Source organism: Amycolatopsis sp. GA6-003 (assembly GCF_046267895.1).
Taxonomy (GTDB): domain Bacteria; phylum Actinomycetota; class Actinomycetes; order Mycobacteriales; family Pseudonocardiaceae; genus Amycolatopsis.
Window position 1 is genome coordinate 5,973,470 of sequence record NZ_CP176499.1, and the last position, 21,305, is coordinate 5,994,774.

Consider the following 21,305-nt stretch of genomic DNA (forward strand, 5'->3'; position numbering starts at 1 on the left):
AACTCCGGGCTGTCCCGGATACCCCGCGCCCGGCTGAGGCGCATACCCGCCTTGCGGAGACTGCCCGGCCTGCGGAACCTGCCCGGCTTGCGGAACCTGCCCGGCTTGCGGAACCTGCCACGCTTGCGGAACCTGCCACGCTTGCGGAGCCTGCCCGGCGTAACCGAGCGGCGTGGGCTGCGGGCCCGGGGCCGTCCAGGACGCTGGGCTGTAGCCCGGCCCGGCAGGTTGTGCGCCCGCAAGAAGTTTGGTGACCGGAGGCAGCAGCATCGCGATCGCCGCCAGTCCAGCGACGATGGCCGCGATTCCCGTCTGAGTTTCCTCGACGGCGAGTACGTGTCGCGGAAGCAAGCGTGACAACGAAACAATCGCACCACCGCTTGCGCGACCGTAGGCACCACGAGGAAACGCGCCGGGCGCGGACCGCGGGTCGCGAGCAGTGCCGCTCCGGCCAGTACTGCGATACTCAGCACGGCCAGCAGCGGACGCACGTAACCCCCGCTCTCCCAACTACGGTTGATCATGGTGGCGGTTTCGGCCCACAGCACGATAATCTCGCTGAGTCCGAGCACTCCCGCGAGCACCAGGGCGGGGATCCGCGCTTGTCCGGGCATGCCGGGATATCCCATCACTTCCCCCTCCGTGTTCACCTTTTCCCCCGATTCGGGAGCGGCTTACGGCAGCGGTACGAGCGCCCCCATGCCCGCCCGGGCGAACTGGGTCGCCAGTCGTTGCGGCAGCGGGTTCGGGTACAGGATGATCGACGCGAACGGCGACGGCGTGTACCCGGCCCCGCCGTTGCTCTGCAGGTGCACGCTGACATGGACGTTGCGGTCAGCGGGAATCTCGAACGACACCGCGCCCCAGGAAACGACGTACTGCCGGCCGTCGATGCCCGCGAACGGGATGTACGCGCCGGCGTGGAAAATGTGCGTGGAAATGTCGATCGTGAGCAACCGCCGAGGGCCGTCGTGCGGGTCGACGTACGGGATGACGTTCGGGGTCGAAGCCAGGTCTGGCGGCTCGGTCGGGTCGGTCATTGGTCCGGGCCTTCCGTTCGGCAACGGACGAAGCTTACCCGCGACGCACGGGGTGCCTCAGCGTTCTCGCCAGCGTCGGTGCCCCGCACTCCCGCGGCGGCGCAGGCAGCTAACGGCCCCGATTCCGCGTCAAGCGGCGCGGTATTTCCCCTTGAAGACGACGTCTGTGCTTCGGACCTGAATATCCCGCGCCGAGGCCAGATCAGAACTGGTAGTACAGGAACGGGCTGAAAGTCCCCGTGGCCACCAGGATCGCCGCGTAAACCAGGCCCACCGTCATGACCCCGATGCGCAGTGCGGTCGCTCCGCGGCTTCGGGACGATTCCAGCAGCGGGCCGGTCACCGGGTGCGCGGGGAGAATGAACACGATCAGCGCCAGCAGCAGGATCACCATGCGCTGGTTCGTCAGCGCGCTCTCCACGACGTCGCCGAGGCCGCCGAAGTCCGGGATCAGCATGTGGCCGATCATCGACAACGCGTGGCCGAGGTCGGCGGAACGGAAGAAGACCCAGCCGAACACGACCAGGATCAGCGTCAGCAGGCGGCGGGCGATGCGGGCGGCCGGGCTGGACGGGGCGTCGCCGAGGTTGAAGCGGCGTTCGATGACCAGCAGCGCGCCGTGGTAGCAGCCCCAGATCAGGAACGTCCATTGCGCGCCGTGCCAGAAACCCGTCAGCACGAAGACGATCGACAGGTTCCGGTAGGTCTTTCCGGCCCCCGAACGGTTGCCGCCCAGCGGGATGTAGACGTAGTCGCGGAACCAGCGGGACAGGGACATGTGCCAGCGGCGCCAGAACTCCGTGATCGTCACCGACGAGTACGGGCGGGCGAAGTTCTCCGGCAGCCGGAAGCCGAGCATGCGGCCGAGGCCGATCGCCATGTCCGAATAACCCGAGAAGTCGAAGAACAACTGCAGGGTGTAGCCGATCGCGCCGAGCCAGGCCGTCGTGAACGTCATCTGGTTGGCCGGGGTCGAGAAGCAGGCCTCGACCATCGGGCTGAGCGAGTCGGCGATGATCGACTTCTTGCACAGTCCCAGCGCGAACCGCGGGAAGCCCGCGGCGATGTCGTCCAGCCGATGCGAACGACGCTGCGGAAGCTGGTCGGCGATCTCCCGGTACCGCACGATGGGGCCCGCCACCAGCTGCGGGAACATCGCGATGTACGCGGCGAACGACACCGGGTTGCGCAGTGCGTGCCGCTCGCCGCGGTAGATGTCCACCACGTACGAGATGTGGTGGAAGGTGTAGAAGGAAATGCCGATCGGCACCACGATGTTCGCGACGCCCAGGTCGCCGCCGAACCAGTGCGCGACGGCGGCGATCTGCTGCGTCGCGAAACCGGCGTACTTCCAGATGACGAGCACGAGGACGTCGAGCGTGATGACGCCGATCAGGATCCGCTTCCGGCGCGTGCCGCGGACGTCCCACGGACTCGGCTCCAGCGCCGGGCCGGCCAGGAAGTTCACCGCCATGCAGAGCAGCAGCAGGAACAGGTACGGGCCGGCGCCGATCGTGTAGAACAGCAGGCTCGCGACCGCGACGATGCCGTTGCGCCAGCTGCGCGGGCACACCAGGACCGAGATCAGCACCGCGGGCATGAAGTACCACAAGAACAGCGGTGAAACGAACGACATCGGTGACGGACCCCCTCGGTTCCGGAGGAGACCTTAGCCCGAGCGGGTGGCTCCGCGGGGCGATGCCCGACGGATCACAGCGCGAATTACGGTCGGTGACGGATTTGGGGGGATTTCGCCCTTCGCGACGGGGGACCGGGGGCACGAGGGGTTCTGGAAGGGCGGGAGCTTCGGCGTGCCGGGATTCGGCGAGAGGCGGCGGCGAGGCTGGGGCGGAGGGGGATGCGTGCGGGAATCCGGAGAGGTCAGCGGCTTTGCGGGAGACCGGCAGGAATCCGGCGGTGAGGCGGGTGGCTAGGCGGCTGGAGTAGGCGGGATGTGAGCGCGCGGCGGGCCGGGGAGGGCGGCGCGGGCATGGTTGGCGAGATGGGAGCGAGTGGGGCAGGGGAGATGTGGGCGCGGGCGGACTTGGCGAGAGGTGGGCGCTGGTGGGCACGCGAGATGGAAGCCCGGTGGGGTTAGCGAGGTGCGATCGCGGGCAAGGCCAGGCCTGATGCACGTCCCAGGCGGGTTAGGCCGGACAAAGCCCCGAACCGAGGCCGAGGCATTCGCAGTCAGTCTCAGTCAGGCTCAGTCGGTGATCCGATCCAGCCACTCGCCCATCAACGCCTTCTCCGCCCCACTCAACCCCGTGACCTGCGGCAACACCGCGCGCAAAGCCGTCGCCGCCGCGGCTGGCCCCGGTGTTCGGGAGACCGGCCGATCCGTGCTGATCGCGGCGATCACCGCCTCTCGGGCCGCGACTGACACTGTCAGGTCGCGGGACTCCGGTGGCGTCGAGATCAGGCTCAACGTCGCCCCCGAACCGGCGGCGTGGAGCAACGCCGCGGCGAGGGGTTCGGGCACTCGGAGTCGTCCGGCGGAGGCGACGCGGCCGACTCGGGCCGCGAGGATTTCCAGGGCCTTTTCCCACGCTGGCGAAGGGGTGGGGCGGGCGAGCATCAGGCGGTACAGCGCGGGGTTGGCCAGGCCGAACTCCAGGTGCTGGTCCCAGCCCCGCCGCAGGTCCTCCAGCGGGTCCTCGGCGGGGGGCTGGGCGGTTTTCGCTTCCAAATAATCCGCGTAGCCCTGGACGGTGATGGCGTCGAGCAGGCCGTCCTTGTCCCCGAAAAGGCGGTAAATCGTCGGCGGCTGGACGCCTGCCTTGGAGCTGACCGCGCGGGTCGACACTGCGTCGGGGCCCTCGGTGGCCAGCAGGTTCAGGGCGGCCTCGATGATGCGGGCGCGGGCGTCGGCAGGCATGTTATCGACGATAACAGGCCCGCGATTCCGCCGGAAACGTCAGACGCGTCCGGCGATCCGGCGGCGACGGGCGACCTCGGCCAGCAGCACTCCGGCGGCGACCGAGGCGTTCAGCGATTCCACGCCGGCCGCCATGGGGATCGACACCGTCGCGTCGCACGTCTCGCGGACCAGTCGGGAGAGGCCGCGGCCTTCCGAGCCGAGCACGACGACCAGTGGGTCGGCGGCCAGGTCGAGAGAGTCGATGTCGACCGTGCCGTCGGCGTCGAGGCCGACGATCATCAGGCCGTCCGACGCCCACGCGCGCAGCTGGCGCGTGAGGTTCGTGGCGACCGCGATCGGCAGCTTCGCCGCGGTGCCCGCGCTCGTGCGCCACGCGACCGCGGTCATTCCGGCGCTGCGACGCTCCGGCAGCAGCACGCCTTGCGCGCCGAACGCCGCGGCCGAGCGGATCACCGCGCCCAGGTTGCGCGGGTCGGTGACGCCGTCCAGCGCGACGAACAGCGGGGTGTTGCCCGAGTCGCGCGCGGCTTGCATCAGGTCGTCCGGGTGCGCGTACTCGAACGGCGGCACCTGCAGGCCGAGGCCCTGGTGCATCGCGCGGTTGGTCTTGCGGTCCAGTTCCTCGCGCGGGATCTCCAGGATCGAGATGCCCTTGTCGCCCGCGAGCCGGACGGCCTCGTTGACCCGGTCGTCGATGTCGATGTTCAGCGCGACGTACAGCGCCGTGCCCGGCACGTCCGCGCGCAGCGCCTCGACGACCGGGTTGCGGCCGGCGATCAGCTCCGGCCGGTCGGCCTTCTTCTGCCGGGCCTGGTCGCGCTTGGTGGCGGCGTTGGCAGCGCGGTACGCCTTGTGCCCGGGCCGGTCCTCAGCCCTCGGCGTCGGGCCCTTGCCCTCGAGCGCCTTGCGCCGCTGCCCGCCCGAACCGACGACGGCACCCTTCTTGGTGCCGGCCTTCCGGATGGCACCTTTGCGCTGTGAGTTGCCTGCCATGAGTCCTCAATCTCTGCTGCCGCGAGGAGGTCAGGAGTTCCTGACCGTCCACTGCGGACCGTTCGGGGTGTCTTCCACCGCGATCCCCGCCGCCACGAGACGGTCGCGGGCGGCGTCCGCGCGGGCGAAGTCCTTCGCCGCACGGGCCTCCTGGCGTTCGGCCAGCAGGGCTTCCACGAGCGTGCCCAGCGCTTCGCGGACGGGAGTGTCCGAGCCGCCGTCCGCCCAGTCCGGCGACAGCGGGTCGATGCCGAGCACACCGGTCATCCCGCGGACCGTGCCGGCCAATTCGAGCGCCTTCGTGGTGTCGCCTCCGTCGAGGGCGGCGTTACCGTCGCGGACCGTGTTGTGCACCACGGCGAACGCGGCCGGGGTGGCCAGGTCGTCGTTCATCGCCGCGGCGAATTCCGCCGGGACCTCGCCCACGGGAACCGAACCGGCCGACTCCGCCCGGCGCAGGAACGCCTCGATCCGCCGGTACCCCTGGGCGGCTTCGGAAACCGCGCCGTCGGAGTACTCGACAGTGGACCGGTAGTGCGGCTGCACGAGGTAGTAGCGCAGTTCCGGCGCGCGGTAGCGCTCGAGCATCGCCGGGATCGCGACCGTGTTGCCCAGCGACTTCGACATCTTCTCGCCGGACATGGTCACCCACGCGTTGTGCAGCCAGTAGCGGGCGAACCCGTCGCCCGCCGCGTTCGACTGCGCGCGTTCGTTCTCGTGGTGCGGGAACACCAGGTCGACGCCGCCGCCGTGGATGTCGAACTCGGCGCCGAGGTAGTTGGTCGCCATCGCCGAGCACTCCAGGTGCCAGCCCGGCCGTCCGGCGCCCCACGGCGTCGGCCACGACGGCTCGCCCGGCTTCGCGCTCTTCCACAGGGTGAAGTCGCGCGAATCACGCTTGCCGCGGGTGGGCGTCTCGCCCTGCTGGACCTCGTCGAGCTGCTGGCCGGACAGCGAGCCGTACTCCGGGAACGACTTCACCGAGAAGTACACGTCGCCGTCGACGGCGTACGCGTGCCCGGCTTCGATCAGCCGCTCCATCAGCTGGACCATCTGCGTGACGTGCCCGGTCGCGCGCGGCGTGACCGACGGCGGAAGGCAGCCGAGGTCCGCGTACGCCTTCTCGAACGCCCGCTCGTGCGTCGCCGCCCATTCCCACCACGGCCGTCCGGCCTCGGCGGCCTTGGTGAGGATCTTGTCGTCGATGTCGGTGACGTTGCGGACCAGCAGCACGTCGAGTCCACTGTGGAGCAGCCAGCGGCGCAGCACGTCGTAGTTCAGCATGCCGCGGACGTGCCCGATATGCGGTACTCCCTGCACGGTGGCCCCACACACGTAGATCGACGCCGTTCCGCTGCGGACGGGAGTGAACTCCCGAGGGGCACGGGTCGCGGTGTCGTACAGGTGCAAAGCCACGAGGTAAAGGGTACCGGGAGCACTGTGGGAGACGTCGCAGGACGTCAGAGCACGCCGTGCTCCCGCAGCACGCCCAGCAGCGCGTCCGGTCGTTCGGCCGTGGGAAGCGGGTCCACCAGGGCGAACTGGCAGCCCAGCGCCCGGGCGCCGCCGTCGGCCTCCTCGCTGTCGCCGACCATCAGCGTCTCCTCGGCGCGCACGCCGAGCCGCTCGATCGCCGCCTGGAAGATCTCCGGCTCCGGTTTCACCGCTCCGACCTCGAAGGACAGGGTGAACTCGGCGACGTGCGCGTCCCAGCCGCGCTGGCTGAACGCGGGCCGGATGTCGAACGCGATGTTGCTCAGCACGCCGGCCTTGCGTCCGCTGCTCGCGACCGCCTTGAGCGCGGCCTCGGTGTCCGGGTACGGCGTCCACTGGTCCGGCGTGATGAGCTGCTGGTACAGCGCCTCGGCCTGGTCGCGGCGGGGAACGCCGGACAGCCGCAGCACCTCCAGGTACACCTTCCGGTGCAGTTCCGGATCGCGGTCGCGGTTGTGCCAGGCGTGCAGGTGCTCCTCGTCCAGTTCGACGGACTGCTCGACCGGCGCGGTCATCCGCCGCATCAGCTCGGTCTGGGCTTCGACGTCGAGCGCCTCGCCGTCGTCGTCGCGTACGTCGTCGAGCCAGCCGTCCTGCTGCTCAAGCCGGAAAAGAGTGCCGGAGAAATCGAACAACACCGCGTTGATGGCCACGCGCCAACCTTATCCGGCGGGCCGGGTGCGCCGCCGCCCGTTTGTGGCCCCCGGCTCACCTTCGCGAAGATCAGCCGGCCGGGACGTACAGCTCCACGAACTCCGGCGTCGCGTCGAGCCGGACCCGCAGGATCGGCACCGCTTTGTTCACCGGGTCGCCGCGGTCGTCGAACGAGATCATGCCGCTCGCTCCCGGGACCGCGGACTGGCCGTGCAGCCGGTTCCTGGCCTGCAGTACGTCCTGTGCGGTGACCTGCTCCGGAGACACCCGCGGGATGCCGCGGATGGCCCAGACCACGGTCAGCACCGCGTCGTGCGCCAGGATCGCGATGCCGTCGTCCAGCCGTTCCCGGGGGAAGACCGCGGTGAAACAGCCGTCGCACGCGGGTTCCTCGAAGCTCGCGACGGCCGCCTTGTTGAACGAATCCGGATGGTCGCGCCAGGCCTGCGGATGCGCGAGCCCGGGCGCGAGCACGGTGACGTTCGCCTGGAGCCCGCGGCGCATTTCCGGACCGGGCGGGCCGACTTGGGCGAGGTCGCCGGTCAGCACGGTCAGGTGCTTCTCGACGCACGGCCGCTGGGCGAGCTGCGCGACGAACGACTTCAGGTGGTCCTCGCGGCCGGCGAAGTACACGACGTCCGGATTGTCGCCGCAGATGTTGGGCATCATCTGCAGGAACGTGTTCTCGATCCCGGGCAGGCTGGAGTCGTAGGACTCGGTGCGCCCGACGATCCGGTGCGCGGCGTCGGCGAACGTCTTGGCGAACGCCGTGGCCAGCGTCTTCGGGTACAGGTCGCCGGGATTCTGGTCCTGCACGACGGTCGCGGTGCGCGCGGCCGGCTTCACGTAGCCCGCCATCGAACTGCCGTAGGTCGAACTGGTCGGGGAGACCCGCAGGAACCCGGGGATCTGCGAGAACTCGTCGGCGGCCAGGTGCGAGGCGACGACCGGGACGCGGTGGTCGGACAGCTTCTGGATGGCGCCGCGCGCGGTGCCGAGGCTCAGCCCGATCCCGGTCACGCCCACGATCCGGTCGGCCCCGGTGCGGCCGATCAGGTCGTCGACCACCGGCTCCCACTGTTTGAGCTGGCTGCCGGGGTTGGCGAGCAGCAGCCGGATGAGCGGCACGCTGCCCCACGACTGCGTTTTGTTGGCCCGGTGCTGCGCGACATACGCCCCTTCGAGCTGATGACGCACCCATTCGCGGGAAAGGATGTCGTGCTCGGTGAGCGTCATCGGGAGGAGCACCGCGATGGTCACGTACGGCTTCCCGGAGCCGACGGTTTCGGTATTTTCCTGATGAATTCTGTTTTCCACGTCCGCGAGGTCAGGAGAAAACACGAATTCGCCGTCAGTCGTGCCGACGCATTCGGAATTCTCCCCACGCTCCTCGACGCCGGCGCCGCACGTGCGGTTCGCCTGGCTGATCGCCGGGACCACGACGAACGCGGCGACGACGATGACCACGACCAGCAGCACCGCGCCGCCGGCCCACAGCCACTTCGCCCAGGACGGCCGCGGCGGTTTGATCCGTTGCGTCATCGGTAGCGCTCCGCTCGCTCGTGCAGCAGCATCGATCCTCGTCCCCGGCCTTGGGCCAGATGGTGGAATCCGCTCTCGATCGTGGCGTTGAGGGTGCCGCCCGGGTCACCGAGCGGATCGCGCGCCAGCCACAGCGAAACGACCAGCCACGCCACCGTGGTCTCCAGTTCGCCTTCCCAGTCCCCGACCCGCTGCTGCACCTGCGTGTACGGATCGGCGTTCTCCACCAGCCGGTTCGGCGCGGCGGTGATCGTGTCCAGTTCGGCGAGCCAGGCTTCCGCGGTCGGCACGTCGAACTCGGCGTGCGGCGCGGTCAGCGGCTTGCACAGATGCGTCACCACCGCGTCGACGTTCTCGAGCGCCAGATCGTGGTAGCGGGCGGCGGCGACGCGGCCGTTCTTCTCGTAGAAATCGCGGCAGCGGGTGTGCACCTTCTCCCAGTTCAGCGGGTGGTCGTCGGCGCGCGTCGCCAGTTTCCGCAGCAGCAGCCGGCGCAGCCACGGGTGCAGCACGTAGCGCGACGGGTCGTCCGGATCCGCCCGCAGCCACAGCTGGTCGGCGAGCTGCTTGAACAGCGGCCCCTCGCCCATCGGATTGCGCAGATCGAGAATTTCCTTGTGGAACAGCATTTCCACGTCGACCGCGGCGCTCGCGGTGACGAGTTCCTGGCGGCTCGCCGTCGAAAAGTCCTGCAGCAGGTAGTCGCACATCTCGGCGAGCAAGGTGGACTCGCTGCCGTCGTCCAGGATGACCTTGGTGTACAAGGCTTCCCGCAACGTGTTCGGGTTGGCGGGATCGTATCGAGCGGCGACAGTCCGCAGCACTTCCCGCACTGCGCCGGGATGTCCGTCGGTGAGCCGGGACAGGAACCGCGGCAGCCGCGACGTCGGGTGCACGTCGTGCGCGGCGGCGACATCGACCACGTCGCCAGTGGACAGAGCGCCGAGTTCCAGCAGGTACCACGGCGACCAGCGGTTGTCCGGCTGTCCGGGGATCCAGTCGGTTTCCACTTGTGCGGGCAGCCGCGGCACCGGCCAGTCGAGCCCGCTGGTCCGGTGCTCCGGATTGCGGCGGACCTCCCGGTCGCTGCCGGGATGCGCGGTGACCACCGACCAGCTTTCGCCCCAGTCCGGATTCCACGTCCGGCTCGTCGCGATGACCACCAGCGGATCGGCCTCGTCCGGCGTGTGCCGGCGCGCCTCGACGAGCGCGCGCAGGAAGTCCTGTCCGCCTTTCGTGTGCGCGTTGTCCAGCAATACCAGGCAGTTCATCGTCCGGCGGGTGCCGGAGATCCCGGAGTAGGCGCGGCGCAGGTCGGCGAGGAACGCGTCGCAGATGATCGCGTCGACCGCGGCCCGGTCCTCCTCGTCGCCGTGCGCGTGCTTGGCGATTTCGATCAGGAAGTCCTGGTGGTTGCCGTGCCCGGTCGGCATGGCTTTGACCTTGCCCATCAGCCGCCGCCGGTCGTACCAGCTGAGCCCGCGCAGCAACAGTTCGGTCGCCTCGTTCCACCCGGGAAGGCTGTTGCCGGACGTGACCCCGCCGACGAGCTTGACGACGTCCACGATCGCGTCGCGATTGCGTTCCAGCGGCTGGTTTTTCGCGATCAGGTCCCGGAGTTTGCGCAGCGCGGCCCTGCGGTCGCCGAGATCGACCGGCGCGCTGAGCACGAGCATGCACAACCACAGCCGGGGAAACGCGATCCGGCCGAATTGCCGCCATTGCCTGCCGAGATCGAATGCCAAGTGGCCCAGCAGTTCCCTCGGCTGAATCTGCTCCCAGTCGCGCCGCTCGAAATCGACGAGCGCGTGCGGGAGGTCCTCGCAGCGGACGCGCAATTCCTCCAGCAGCGCCGACTTCCCCGAGCCGCGCACGCCGAGCGCCACCACGATCGGCAGCGGCCTGCTCTGCCCTCCCGGACGGGACAGCAGTTCCTCGACCAGCCTCCCGGTGATCGAACGTACTCCGGACAATCGATGCGCATCGACGGGCATCGTCCCCCTTTGGCCGGGCGGCCCCGCTCCCTGCCGCCGCGAACGTCGCGGAATAACTATAAAGAGCCGGGGGTACCCGCGCAGAAGTTAGCGCGGATCTGTGTCCGATCGGCAAAGATCGTTTTTCCCGGCCGTGTTGTTCTCGCTGGTCAGGTATCGGCGAAAAAGGAATATGACGATTTCCTGGGTGCGCGAATTCGCTCAGCCGCGCACGAGCAGCGCGGTCGCGACCGCCGCGACTCCCTCGCCGCGGCCGGTGAGCCCGAGCCCGTCCGACGTGGTCCCGGAGACGCTCACCGGCCCGCCGACGGCTTCGCTCAGCACTCGCTGTGCCTCGTCGCGCCGTTTTCCGATCCGCGGCCGGTTGCCGATGACTTGCACGGTCGCGTTGGCTACCTGCCACCCTTCGGCCCGCAGCAGCGCCCGCACCTCGACGAGCATGTCGGTGCCGTGCGCGCCGTCCATGCGCGGATCGCCGGTGCCGAATACCGCGCCGAGGTCGCCGAGGCCCGCGGCGGACAGCAGGGCGTCGCACAGTGCGTGCGCCGCGACGTCGCCGTCCGAGTGGCCCGCACAGCCGTCGGCTTCCGGCCACCGCAGGCCGGCCATCCAGCATTCGCGGCCGGGTTCGATCGGATGGACGTCGACGCCGTTGCCTACCCGCAGATCGGTCACAGGGGATCCTCTCGGTCCCCGCCGGCGACGAGCGCCTCGGCGAGGGTGAGTTCGAAGGCGCTCGCGACGCGCATCGCGTCCGGATCGCCGGGGACTACCGCCGCGCCCGCGGTGTCGGCGAGACCGGGGTCGGCGGAATCGGCGAGTGCGGAGCGGAAAGCGGAAAGGGAAAAACCCACCGGGGTTTGCGCGCTGCGAAGACCGTCTCGATCCACGGTGGCGGTGACAATTCCGGATTCGTCGGTGGTTTTCACCGTGTCCGACATCGGCAGCACCGGCACCGCGACGGGCGCGCCGTCCCGGACCGCGGCCAGCACCCGGCCGACCGTCCGTTGTGGAGTGAACGCCCGCAGCGCGTCGTGCACCAGCACGACGGCGTCCGGGGAAAGAAGCGGCTCGACGGCGGGGAACACCTGCCGGAGCGATTCGCCGGGAACGACGCGGCAGGCGAGGCCGCGCACCGCCTCGGAAAACGACTTCGCACACCGCTCGGGGGCTGCGGCGACCACCAGATCAATCTCCGGTGTGCCGAGCAGCCCCCGCACGGTGTGCGTGAGTAGTGCTGCACCGCCGACCGTCGTGAGCGCGAGCTCGGAATCGGCCGGATGGTGCGCGACAGTCACGAACGCGACGCTGTGCACCTGTGGGTTCATCAGGTCGTGATCGTAGGGAACCGGTTGCCGAGGGGGCGAACCGGAGGACCCGGGGTCAGACCGTCGCGGTCTCCAGGACCTCGTCGAGGAGCGTTTCCGCCTTGCCCTCGTCGGTGCCCTCCGCGAGCGCGAGCTCGCTGACCAGGATTTGCCGTGCCTTCGCCAGCATGCGTTTCTCGCCGGCTGAAAGTCCGCGGTCCTTTTCTCGCCGCCAGAGGTCGCGCACCACTTCGGCCACCTTGTTCACATCGCCGGAGGCGAGCTTCTCCAGGTTGGCCTTGTACCGACGAGACCAGTTCGTGGGCTCTTCGGTGTGCGGAGCACGCAGAACATCGAAGACCTTGTCCAGTCCCTCTTGCCCGACGACATCGCGTACGCCGACGATCTCGGCGTTGTCCGCGGGCACGCGAACCGTAAGATCCCCTTGCGCGACTTTGAGGACGAGGTACTTCTTTTCCTCGCCCTTGATCACGCGGGTCTCGATGGCTTCGATGAGTGCGGCACCGTGGTGCGGGTAGACGACGGTCTCTCCGACCTTGAAAACCATGTGTCCTCTGCCCCTTTCGCTGAGGTCCATCCTATCACGGCTGTTCGGCGGCCACCTAGCGACCCGGGATCGTCGTCGCAGGTCAGCGGCCTGGGCAGGGCTTGACAAACCGGTTTTCGCCGTGCTCATGCAGGTGAGCCGACAGCGCCCGGACCGGCACCGTGGGATCCTTTGTGGACAGTCGATCGGCCGGGAACGCACACCGGTTCCGCGCGCGGGAAAGCGCCCGGCTAGTCTTCGGGAAGGACGAGGCCGTGAAAGGGAAGGACTCTGACGTGAGGCTGCAGAATCGCCGCGTGCTCGGCGCAGGCGTGTCGGCGCTCGGCGCCGCACTCGTGCTCGCCGGTTGCGGAGCCGGTCAGATCACCCAGACCGACACCCAGCAGCCCGCCGTCAACGGCACCTACGCCCAGGTGAAGACGATCGTGCTGCGCAACGCCGCGGTGCAGTACCCGGCGCAGGGCCCCGGCTACGCCGCCGGTTCGCCCGCCCCGCTCACGCTCACCGTCGTCAACCAGGGCCAGAAGGACGACAAGCTGGTCTCGGTGACGTCGGACGCCACCTCCGCCCCCGCGCAGATCTCCGGGGACTCGGCGATCGTCGCCGGGCACTCGCTCGTGATCGGCCCGGCCGCCGCGGTCGAGCAGGGCGCCCCGGCGCAGCCGGAGTCGGCGAACAGCACCCCGGCGTCGGAGGCGAACTCGGCGCCTTCCAGCGCGCCCAGCTCCGCCCCGAACAGCTCGGCGAACTCGGCCCCCGGCTCGGCGTCGAACGCGCCGCAGGCGGGCGAGAACGGCGGCGCGGCGAGCCAGCTGGGCACCGGCAAGGTCGTGCTCCAGGGCCTCAAGCAGCCGCTGTGGCCGGGCGCGACGATCAAGGTCACCTTCACCTTCCAGAACGCAGGCCCGATCGTGGTCGAGCTGCCGGTCGCCGCGCCGGCGCGCGCGGCGTCCTGATCGCGGCCGCGATTTCTGTCGGTGCCCGCCGATAGCCTCGCGGAGTGGTGAAGAAGACCAGCACCGTCCACCGGTGCGCGGAATGCGGGTACGAGACGGCGAAGTGGGTCGGCCGCTGCCCGGAATGCCAGGCGTGGGGCACGCTCGAGGAGCGCGGCTCGGCGAAACCGGCGATCGCCCGGGTGGCCGCCGGAGCGCCGAGCGCGCCCGCGCGGCCGATCGCCGAGGTCGACGTCGAGGCGGCCCGGGCGAAGGCCACCGGCGTGCCGGAGCTGGACCGGGTGCTCGGCGGCGGGCTCGTGCCCGGCGCGGTCGCGCTGCTGGCCGGCGAACCCGGGGTCGGCAAATCCACGCTGCTGCTCGAAGTCGCCTATCAGTGGGCGGTCACGGCGGGGCGTTCGCTGTACGTCACCGGCGAGGAATCCGCCGGACAGGTCCGGTTGCGCGCCGAGCGCACCGGCAACGTGCACGGTGAGATGTTTCTCGCGGCGGAGAGCGATCTGTCCGCGATCCTCGGGCACGTCGACGCGGTGAAGCCGGGCGTGCTGATCGTCGATTCGGTCCAGACCATGGCATCGCCGCAGGTCGAGGGCTCGCCGGGCGGGGTGACGCAGGTCCGCGCGGTCACCGCCGGGCTCGTCGCGCTCGCCAAGGAGCGCGGGCTGCCGGTCGTGCTCGTGGGACATGTCACGAAGGACGGTTCGGTCGCCGGTCCGCGCGTGCTGGAGCACCTGGTGGACGTGGTGCTGCAGTTCGAGGGCGACAAGCATTCCACGCTGCGGATGGTGCGCGGCATCAAGAACCGGTTCGGCGCGGCGGACGAGATCGGCTGTTTCGAGCTGACCGAGGAAGGCATCGTCGGCGTCCCGGACCCGTCCGGGCTGTTCCTGAGCCGGACGGCGGAACCGGTGCCGGGCACCGCGGTCACGGTCGCGGTCGAGGGGAAACGGCCGCTGCTGGGCGAGGTGCAGGCGCTGGTGTCGAGCAGCGGCATGCCGCAGCCGAGGCGCGCGGTGAGCGGCCTCGATTCGGCACGCGTGGCCATGGTGCTCGCCGTGATGGAGAAGCGCGGCCGGATGAAGCTGGGCGACAAGGACGTCTACGTCGCCACCGTCGGCGGCATGAAGATCACCGAGCCCGCGATCGACCTGGCGCTGGTGCTCGCGCTGACCTCGTCGCTGCACGACGTGGCCCTGTCGCCGCGGTTGGTGGCCGTCGGCGAGGTCGGGCTGGCCGGCGAGATCCGGCGGGTGCCGAACGTCGGGCGGCGGCTGGCCGAGGCGGCCCGGCTGGGTTTCACGCATGCGCTGGTGCCGCCGGATTCCGGCAAGCTCCCGGACGGCATCCGGGTGCTGGAGGTGCCCGACGTGGCGAGCGCGCTCAACGCGGCGAATCACGCGAAATGATCAGTCTCCCGCCCGGTCGGTGGTCTCGTAGGAGAACTGCGCGGAGCTGACCAGGGTGCCGGGCGAGAACCCGGTGGCGGCGCTCGTGGCGAGCGCCTGGATGTCGGTCAGCTGGGCTCGCGACCGGTTGACCGAGACGAGCAGCCGGTACGGGCCGGCGGGCACCGCGTACTGCACGAAGTCCGGGCCGATCTGCATGATTTCGAAGCCGAGCGCCGGGTTGTCCATCAGTTTCTGGAAGGTCTCCCGCAGTTCGCGCGACGCGTATCCGGAAGCGAGCACGTTCAGGACCATCCCGGTCGCCGCCGGATAGCTGATCGGGCTGGGGAGCTGCGGAGCGCCGTAGTTCAGCGGCTGCGGCAGCGGCCCGGCGTTCGCGGGCGGCGGCTGCGGAGGGGCGCTGTCCTTCAGGAGACGGCCGGTCAGCACGCTGGCGTCGGTCGAAAGGCTCGCGACGAATTCCGGGGTCGGGTGGAACCACCCCGGCACGGCGCCGGGGGACGATTCGCCGGGGAAGCGGGAGTCGTGGGCGAACCGCCCGCCGGGCGCGGACTGCTCGGCCTGGGACGGCCCGTCCAGTTTCGCGCGGGCCCGGTCGTCCCCGCCGAGCAGCGTCGGCGATCCGGCCCGGGTCCAGCGGCGTTTCCAGATGCCGGACTCCTCGGCCGGGATCCACAGGTCCGCCTGCTCCCGGACCCGGAACACACTGGTCCCGCCCACCAGCGCGGTGCGGCTGTACTTGGTCACGACGTGGGTGAACGGCGCGCCCGCTTCGCGGCGGTCCACCGGGGAACCCGGGCCGGCGGGAGCCAGCGACGTCGGCGCGCTCGCGAGTTCCCGGACCACGACCACGCCGCCGGTGACGAGCGCGACCGCCGCCGCCACGGCGATCCACCGCCACGCGCCAGAGCGCTTTTTCCGTTGCGGGACAACGGGTTCGGCGGATCCGCTCGCTCCCTCGGCGGCCCGCAGCAGGCTCGCGCGGGCCCGGGCGAGTTCGGCGCGGTCGGTGGTCGTCTCGTGCGGGTGCAGCGCGGCGAGCGCCTCGTCGAGTTCGGCGTCGGACCACAACTGCCGCACGGTGTCGTCGTTCACTGTTCCTTCGCCTCCTCGCGGGTCGATGCGGACGCGTTGGTGCGCAGCCATCTGCGGATCCGATGCAGCCTCGAACGCACGGTGCCCGGCGGGATGCCGAGCGCCTCGGCGACTTCGACCGGTTCCAGCCCGGCCCACGAGACCAGCAGCAGCGTGTCGCGGTCGGCGACGCTCAGCTTCGCGAGCGCGCCCGCCAGCTGTGCCGCGCGGGCCTGTGCGTCCACCTGCTCGGCGACCCGGGTGTCGTGCCCGCCTTGGCCGCGGTCGCTGGAGTTCGCGAGCCGCGCGGTGGCCCGCAGCGCCCGGGTTTCGCTGCGGACGTGGTGGCGCAGCAGGTTCGTCGCGATCCCGTACAGCCACGAGCGCGCGGTGCCCAGTTCCGGCTGGTACGAATCCCGCCGGCGCAGCGCGACGAGGAACGTTTCGGCGACGAGATCGTGCGCGGTGTCCGGGCCGACGCGGCGCGCCAGGTACCGGTGCATGGTCGCCGCGTGCGCGTCGAACAGCCGCCCGAAGGCCGGGGCGGGATCGGGGCCGCCCAGGTAGGGGCGGTCCTGCGGGCCGGTCGACACCGGCTCGGGACCGTCATGGGTCACCTGCATGCCTGTTCTTGCCCGCGGCGCCGGCGAGCGTTCACGGCGTCACCAGATGGGGTGGTCGCTGAACTTCTCCAGCGTGCTCACCGACGGCCGGACGAACCAGAGACCGGCGCTGTAGCCGATCAGGCCGATGGCGAAATTCGCGAAGGTCGCGAGCAGTTCGGTGAAGCCGAGCCTGCCGTGATTGCCCCAGAGATCCACCAGCGCGGACACCCCGAGCGCGACGATGCAGCTGATCGACAGCAGCGTGAAACACATGGCGAGCGCCGCGCGCGTGCTGCGGGCCCGGGCGATCACCAGGTAGTCGCCTTGCAGGCAGCGCCGCGCGGACAGCACCACCGCAGCGATGGCCAGCACGGACAGCATCGGCAGCAGCAAGGCGGCGAGACCGAGCGGGCCGCGCGGCAGGATCTGCCCGTGCAGCGGCCGGTTCACGAACGCGGTGAGCCCGAGCACGAGCAGCGTGCCGATCGCCAGCGAAACCCCGGTGACCACGGAGGCGAAGCGCACCCGGGCAGCGAACAGCGGCGGCAGCGGGGCGTACTCCACGGCCTGTTGCCCGTAGTACTGCTTCACCGCATCACCTCCGCGCCGGCAAACCCGAACGAACGTGCAAATGCTCGTGAAGACCACCTTAACGGAATGCGATTCCGGCAAGGCGGCCTTCACGGCACTTGTCACCGAGGCGTGCTAACGGGCTTGCCTGATCAAGCCTTCTCGGCCAGGAGATTCGCGCACCGGATGAGGCCGATGTGCGAGTACGCCTGCGGGTGGTTGCCGAGCGAGCGCTCCGCCACTGGGTCGAACTGCTCCGGCAGCAGCCCGGTCGGGCCCGCCGCGCCGACGATCTGCGCGAACAGCTCCTCGGCCTCGTTGCGCCGCCCGGTGCACAGGTACGCCTCGATCAGCCAGGCCGCGCAGATGTGGAAGCCGCCCTCGCCGCCGGGGAGACCGTCGTCGCGCCGGTAGCGGTACACCGTGGAGCCGCTGCGCAGTTCGGCCTCGATCGCCGTCACGGTCTTCTGGAACCGCTCGTCCGCCGGGTCGATGAGGCCGGTCAGGCCCACGAACAGGGAGGCCGCGTCGAGGTCGGTGCCGTCGTAGGCGGTGGTGAACGCCTGCACCTCTTCGTTCCAGCCGTGCTCGAGCACGTCGGCCTTGATCTCGTCGCGCAGCTTCGGCCAGGCTCCCGGGACGTCGCGGCCGTACTCGTCGCCGAGCCGGACCGCGCGGTCGATGGTCACCCAGCACATCACCCGCGAGTAGACCCGGTGCCGCGGCACGTGCCGCTCTTCCCAGATGCCGTGGTCCGGCTCGTTCCAGCGCCGCGTGACGGCCTCGGCCATCGCGCGCACCATCTGCCAGTCCTCGTCGCGCAGTTCGCCGCGCACCTGCGCCAGCGTGGCGACCAGTTCCACGACCGGACCGAACACGTCGAGCTGCACCTGGTGGTTGGCCAGGTTGCCGACGCGCACCGGGCGCGAACCGGCGTACCCGGGCAGCGATTCGATGACCGCCTCCGCGCCGATGACGCTTCCGGCCAGCGTGTACAGCGGGTGCAGCCGCTCCGGGCCGGCCAGCGTGGCGAGCACGCCGTGCAGCCACTTCAGGTAGCCCTCGGCCTCCTCGTGCGAACCGAGGTGGACCAGTTCGCGCACGGTCATCGCGGCGTCGCGGATCCAGCAGTAGCGGTAGTCCCAGTTGCGGACCCCGCCGATCTCCTCCGGCAGCGACGACGTCGCGGCGGCCAGCACGCCGCCGGTGTCGGTGTTGACCAGCCCGCGCAGGGTCAGCGCGGAGCGGCGCACCAGTTCGGTCTGGACGGTCGGCAGCTTGAGCTTCGCCGCCCAGTCGCTCCAGTACCGGCCCGCGCGGTCCCGGCGGTCCACTTCGGACAGTTCGTGCGCGGCGAGATCCGTGGTGCCGCACCGCAGTTCGAGCACCACCGGCTGGTCCGGCGTCGGCTGGACGAGCGCGGTCGCGGTGTCCTGCAGGCCGTCGGAGGCGATCGACCATTCGACGCCCGGCGAACGTAGCACGAACGGCTCCGACGTGCCCAGCACGCGCAGGCCCTCTTCCTCGGCGACCAGCCGCACCGGCACGCCGCCGAATTCCGGCCGCGGCGCGAACACGACCTGCGCCACCGCCTCGCCGGAGATCACGCGCACGAGGTCGGTGCGGTGCGCGGGGCTTTCCGGTTCGAGATAGTCCGTGACGAGCAGCCGCGACCAGCGCGTCTCGACCGTCATCGTGTTCGGCAGGTACCGCTGGCCGAGCGGAAGCCCGTTGCGGTGCGGTTTGATCGAGAAATGCCCGGCCCCGGGACCGCCGAGCAGGTCGGCGAACACCGCGGGGGCGTCCGGGCCGGGGTGGCACAGCCAGGTCAGCTTCGCGTCCGGCGTCACCAGCGCGACCGAGCGCTCGTTGGCCAGCATCGACAGCCGCTCGATCGGCGGCGCGGACTCGCCGTAGAGCCAGTTGCGCCGTTCCTCCAGGAGGAACGCGAGCACCATCGCGACGTCGACGGTGTCGGGCACGTGGTACTCGGCGAGCGATTCGCCGTCGCCGACCTTGATGCCCAGGTCCGGACCGGCCAGCCGGGCGAACGCCTTCTCGTCGGTGACGTCGTCGCCGAGGAACACCGCCGCGGTGGCCCCGACCTGGTGGCGCAGGGTGTCGAGAGCGTTGCCCTTGTCGGTCTTCACGACCGCCAGCTCGACGACCTCCTTGCCGTCGGTGGTCGTGACGCCTTCCCACTTCGACGGGCCCTCGTGCACGGCCGCGAGGACGCGCCGTCCGGCGTTGTGCTCGGCGCGGCGCACGTGCACCGCGATGCTCGCCGGCTTGACCTCCAGCGACACCCCGGGCACGTCGAGCACCAGCTGCTCCAGCTCGTGCTCGAGCCGCCGGTGCAGTGCCTTCGCGTCCTCGTCGAGGGCGTGGATGAAGCCGATGTCGAACTCGGAGCCGTGGCTGCCGACCAGGTTCACCTCCGACGGCAGCCGCGACAGCGTCGCGAGGTCGCGCAGGGCCCGGCCGGAGATCACGGCGGTGGTCGTTTCGTGCAGGCCGGCGAGAGATCTCAACGCACCCACGGACTCGGGCAGCGGCCGCGCCTCGTCCGGGTTCGCCGTGATGGGGGCCAACGTGCCGTCGTAGTCGCAGGCGACCAGCAGGCGCGGGGTACGGGCGATCTGCACGATCGCGCGCCGTAGCTCCGCGGGCAACGCCTCGGCGGTCAACACTCCTCCTCAGGAGGTCCAGCGCGGTACGGGGGAGGGGGTCAGTCGGCCGGTTCGGCACCCAGCGCCTGGAGGAACGAACGCGCCCACCGGTCGACGTCGTGGGTGAGGACCTGGCGACGCATGGCGCGCATCCTGCGTCGGCCCTCGGCGGGGTCGAGCGTAATGGCAGCCTCCAACGCGTTCTTCACCCCGTCCAGATCGTGCGGGTTGACGAGGAAAGCGCTGGTCAGTTCGGCGGCCGCGCCGGCGAACTCGCTGAGCACCAGCGCGCCGCCGAGATCCGGCCGGCACGCGACGTACTCCTTGCAGACGAGATTCATCCCGTCGCGCAGCGGAGTCACCACCATGACGTCGGCCGCGGAGAAGAAGGCGGCCAGCTCGGTGCGGTTCACGGATTGGTGCAAATAGTGCACGACTGGGTGGCCGACGCGGGAGAACTCGCCGTTGATCCGGCCGACCATCTGCTCGATCTCGCCGCGCATCCGCTGGTAGTGCTCGACGCGTTCGCGGCTCGGCGTGGCCAGCTGCACGAACGTGACGTCGCCCGGTTCGAGCCTGCCCTCGTGCAGCAGCTCGTGCAGCGCCTGCAGCCGCAGGTCGATGCCCTTGGTGTAGTCGAGCCGGTCGACGCCGAGCAGCACCGCTTTCGGGTTGCCGAGGTCGCGGCGGATCTGCTTGGCGCGTTCGGCGACGCCCTTGCTGCGGGCGAGGGAGTCGAGTCCGGCCGCGTCGATGGAGATCGGGAACGCGCCGACGCGCACGGTGCGGTCGCCGACCTGCACCATGCCCGGCCGGGACCGGACGCCGACCGCGCCGCGGGTGGGTTCGAGGCCGACCAGCTGCCGGGCCAGCCACAGGAAGTTCTGCGCGCCGCCGGGCCGGTGGAAGCCGATCAGGTCCGCGCCGATCAGGCCGCGCACGATCTCCGCGCGCCACGGGAGCTGCATGAACAGCTCGACCGGCGGGAACGGGATGTGCAGGAAGAACCCGATGCGCAGGTCGGGCCGCAGTTCGCGGAGCATCCGGGGCACCAGCTGCAGCTGGTAGTCCTGGATCCACACGGTCGCCCCGTGCGCGGCGACGGCGGCGCTGGCCTCGGCGAAGCGCTGGTTGACCTTCACGTAGCTGTCCCACCACGACCGGTCGAAGACCGGCCGGGCGACGACGTCGTGGTACAGCGGCCAGAGCGTGGCGTTCGAGAAGCCCTCGTAGTAGTCGCGGACCTCGGCCGAGGTGAGCGACACCGGGTGCAGGACGAGCCCGTCGTCGTCGAACTCGTCCACCTCGACGTCCGGCACGCCCGGCCAGCCCACCCAGGCGCCCTTGCGGGACCTCAGGAACGGTTCGAGTGCCGAGACCAGTCCGCCCGGACTGGCGGTCCAGCGTTGTTCCCCGTCCGCGGTCCGTTCGAGGTCGACGGGCAGCCGGTTGGCCACCACGACGAAGTCGGCGGACGGTGCGCTTTTCCGGTCGGCGATCGCGTCAGTCACTCCAGCTGCTCCCTCGTCATCGGCGGGTCGCGGCCCCAAGA

18 protein-coding genes are annotated in these 21,305 nt (G+C 70.3%); 2 read left to right on the plus strand and 16 right to left on the minus strand.

Features of this window, described 5'->3' with window-relative positions:
* Positions 1-674: 674 nt before the first annotated feature.
* The 11 genes from F9C12_RS27030 to F9C12_RS27080 form a co-directional block, all read right to left on the minus strand.
* Positions 675-1,040, minus strand: coding sequence for a hypothetical protein (locus F9C12_RS27030; RefSeq protein ID WP_101437200.1), 366 nt, complete (start codon positions 1,038-1,040; stop codon positions 675-677).
* 202 nt (positions 1,041-1,242) lie between these two features.
* Positions 1,243-2,676 carry an MBOAT family O-acyltransferase gene (locus F9C12_RS27035; RefSeq protein WP_409462229.1) on the minus strand — a complete coding sequence of 478 codons (1,434 nt, stop codon included), beginning with the start codon at positions 2,674-2,676 and terminating at the stop codon, positions 1,243-1,245.
* A 570-nt stretch (positions 2,677-3,246) separates the two neighbouring features.
* Complete coding sequence (locus F9C12_RS27040) at positions 3,247-3,918, minus strand: TetR/AcrR family transcriptional regulator (RefSeq protein ID WP_409462230.1); 672 nt, start codon at positions 3,916-3,918, stop codon at positions 3,247-3,249.
* A 39-nt stretch (positions 3,919-3,957) separates the two neighbouring features.
* The gene (gene rlmB / locus F9C12_RS27045; RefSeq protein ID WP_409184599.1) at positions 3,958-4,914 is read right to left on the minus strand and encodes a 23S rRNA (guanosine(2251)-2'-O)-methyltransferase RlmB; all 957 of its coding nucleotides are present in this window, start codon (positions 4,912-4,914) and stop codon (positions 3,958-3,960) included.
* Between the two features lie 30 nt (positions 4,915-4,944).
* Positions 4,945-6,330 (minus strand): cysteine--tRNA ligase, encoded by a 1,386-nt coding sequence (gene cysS, locus F9C12_RS27050; RefSeq protein ID WP_409462231.1) that lies wholly within the window; start codon positions 6,328-6,330, stop codon positions 4,945-4,947.
* A 44-nt stretch (positions 6,331-6,374) separates the two neighbouring features.
* Complete coding sequence (locus F9C12_RS27055; RefSeq protein WP_409462232.1) at positions 6,375-7,061, minus strand: HAD family hydrolase; 687 nt, start codon at positions 7,059-7,061, stop codon at positions 6,375-6,377.
* Positions 7,062-7,131: 70 nt separating this feature from the next.
* On the minus strand, positions 7,132-8,604 hold the full coding sequence (locus F9C12_RS27060) for a hypothetical protein (RefSeq protein WP_409462233.1): 1,473 nt from the start codon (positions 8,602-8,604) through the stop codon (positions 7,132-7,134).
* On the minus strand, positions 8,601-10,598 hold the full coding sequence (locus tag F9C12_RS27065) for a hypothetical protein (protein ID WP_409184603.1): 1,998 nt from the start codon (positions 10,596-10,598) through the stop codon (positions 8,601-8,603). Before F9C12_RS27065 ends, F9C12_RS27060 begins: the two co-directional genes overlap by 4 nt.
* Before the next feature lie 201 nt (positions 10,599-10,799).
* Positions 10,800-11,264 carry a 2-C-methyl-D-erythritol 2,4-cyclodiphosphate synthase gene (gene ispF / locus F9C12_RS27070; RefSeq protein ID WP_409186864.1) on the minus strand — a complete coding sequence of 155 codons (465 nt, stop codon included), beginning with the start codon at positions 11,262-11,264 and terminating at the stop codon, positions 10,800-10,802.
* Between the two features lie 5 nt (positions 11,265-11,269).
* The gene (locus F9C12_RS27075) at positions 11,270-11,914 is read right to left on the minus strand and encodes a 2-C-methyl-D-erythritol 4-phosphate cytidylyltransferase (RefSeq protein ID WP_409186865.1); all 645 of its coding nucleotides are present in this window, start codon (positions 11,912-11,914) and stop codon (positions 11,270-11,272) included.
* A 67-nt stretch (positions 11,915-11,981) separates the two neighbouring features.
* A complete protein-coding gene (locus tag F9C12_RS27080) occupies positions 11,982-12,473 on the minus strand; it encodes a CarD family transcriptional regulator (RefSeq protein ID WP_009084200.1) in 492 nt (163 codons plus the stop codon).
* A 275-nt stretch (positions 12,474-12,748) separates the two neighbouring features.
* On the opposite strand from F9C12_RS27080, the gene F9C12_RS27085 reads away from it, so the two are divergent.
* Both F9C12_RS27085 and radA read left to right on the plus strand, forming a co-directional pair.
* Positions 12,749-13,429 carry a hypothetical protein gene (locus F9C12_RS27085; RefSeq protein ID WP_409462234.1) on the plus strand — a complete coding sequence of 227 codons (681 nt, stop codon included), beginning with the start codon at positions 12,749-12,751 and terminating at the stop codon, positions 13,427-13,429.
* A gap of 44 nt (positions 13,430-13,473) precedes the next feature.
* Positions 13,474-14,835, plus strand: coding sequence for a DNA repair protein RadA (gene radA / locus F9C12_RS27090; RefSeq protein ID WP_182895735.1), 1,362 nt, complete (start codon positions 13,474-13,476; stop codon positions 14,833-14,835).
* Here the strand turns inward: radA and F9C12_RS27095 are convergent, their stop codons facing one another.
* The 5 genes from F9C12_RS27095 to F9C12_RS27115 form a co-directional block, all read right to left on the minus strand.
* The gene (locus tag F9C12_RS27095; RefSeq protein WP_409462235.1) at positions 14,836-15,930 is read right to left on the minus strand and encodes a hypothetical protein; all 1,095 of its coding nucleotides are present in this window, start codon (positions 15,928-15,930) and stop codon (positions 14,836-14,838) included. It abuts the gene before it with no gap.
* Entirely contained in the window at positions 15,927-16,532 is a 606-nt protein-coding gene (locus F9C12_RS27100; protein WP_409462236.1) for an RNA polymerase sigma factor, read from the minus strand. The genes F9C12_RS27095 and F9C12_RS27100 overlap by 4 nt, the downstream gene beginning before the upstream one ends.
* Before the next feature lie 39 nt (positions 16,533-16,571).
* Complete coding sequence (locus F9C12_RS27105) at positions 16,572-17,105, minus strand: hypothetical protein (protein ID WP_409184607.1); 534 nt, start codon at positions 17,103-17,105, stop codon at positions 16,572-16,574.
* 131 nt (positions 17,106-17,236) lie between these two features.
* The gene (gene otsB, locus F9C12_RS27110) at positions 17,237-19,771 is read right to left on the minus strand and encodes a trehalose-phosphatase (RefSeq protein ID WP_409184608.1); all 2,535 of its coding nucleotides are present in this window, start codon (positions 19,769-19,771) and stop codon (positions 17,237-17,239) included.
* 41 nt (positions 19,772-19,812) lie between these two features.
* Positions 19,813-21,264 (minus strand): trehalose-6-phosphate synthase, encoded by a 1,452-nt coding sequence (locus F9C12_RS27115; RefSeq protein ID WP_409462237.1) that lies wholly within the window; start codon positions 21,262-21,264, stop codon positions 19,813-19,815.
* Positions 21,265-21,305 lie beyond the last annotated feature (41 nt).

What these genes read in the sequence shown, in the direction of transcription:
- F9C12_RS27035 (WP_409462229.1), bottom strand. Translation starts at nt 2,676, where the DNA reads ATGTCGTTCGTTTCACCGCTGTTCTTGTGGTACTTCATGCCCGCGGTG.
- F9C12_RS27030 (WP_101437200.1), bottom strand. Translation starts at nt 1,040, where the DNA reads ATGACCGACCCGACCGAGCCGCCAGACCTGGCTTCGACCCCGAACGTC.
- F9C12_RS27065 (WP_409184603.1), bottom strand. Translation starts at nt 10,598, where the DNA reads ATGCCCGTCGATGCGCATCGATTGTCCGGAGTACGTTCGATCACCGGG.
- F9C12_RS27040 (WP_409462230.1), bottom strand. Translation starts at nt 3,918, where the DNA reads ATGCCTGCCGACGCCCGCGCCCGCATCATCGAGGCCGCCCTGAACCTG.
- F9C12_RS27100 (WP_409462236.1), bottom strand. Translation starts at nt 16,532, where the DNA reads ATGCAGGTGACCCATGACGGTCCCGAGCCGGTGTCGACCGGCCCGCAG.
- rlmB (WP_409184599.1), bottom strand. Translation starts at nt 4,914, where the DNA reads ATGGCAGGCAACTCACAGCGCAAAGGTGCCATCCGGAAGGCCGGCACC.
- F9C12_RS27060 (WP_409462233.1), bottom strand. Translation starts at nt 8,604, where the DNA reads ATGACGCAACGGATCAAACCGCCGCGGCCGTCCTGGGCGAAGTGGCTG.
- F9C12_RS27080 (WP_009084200.1), bottom strand. Translation starts at nt 12,473, where the DNA reads ATGGTTTTCAAGGTCGGAGAGACCGTCGTCTACCCGCACCACGGTGCC.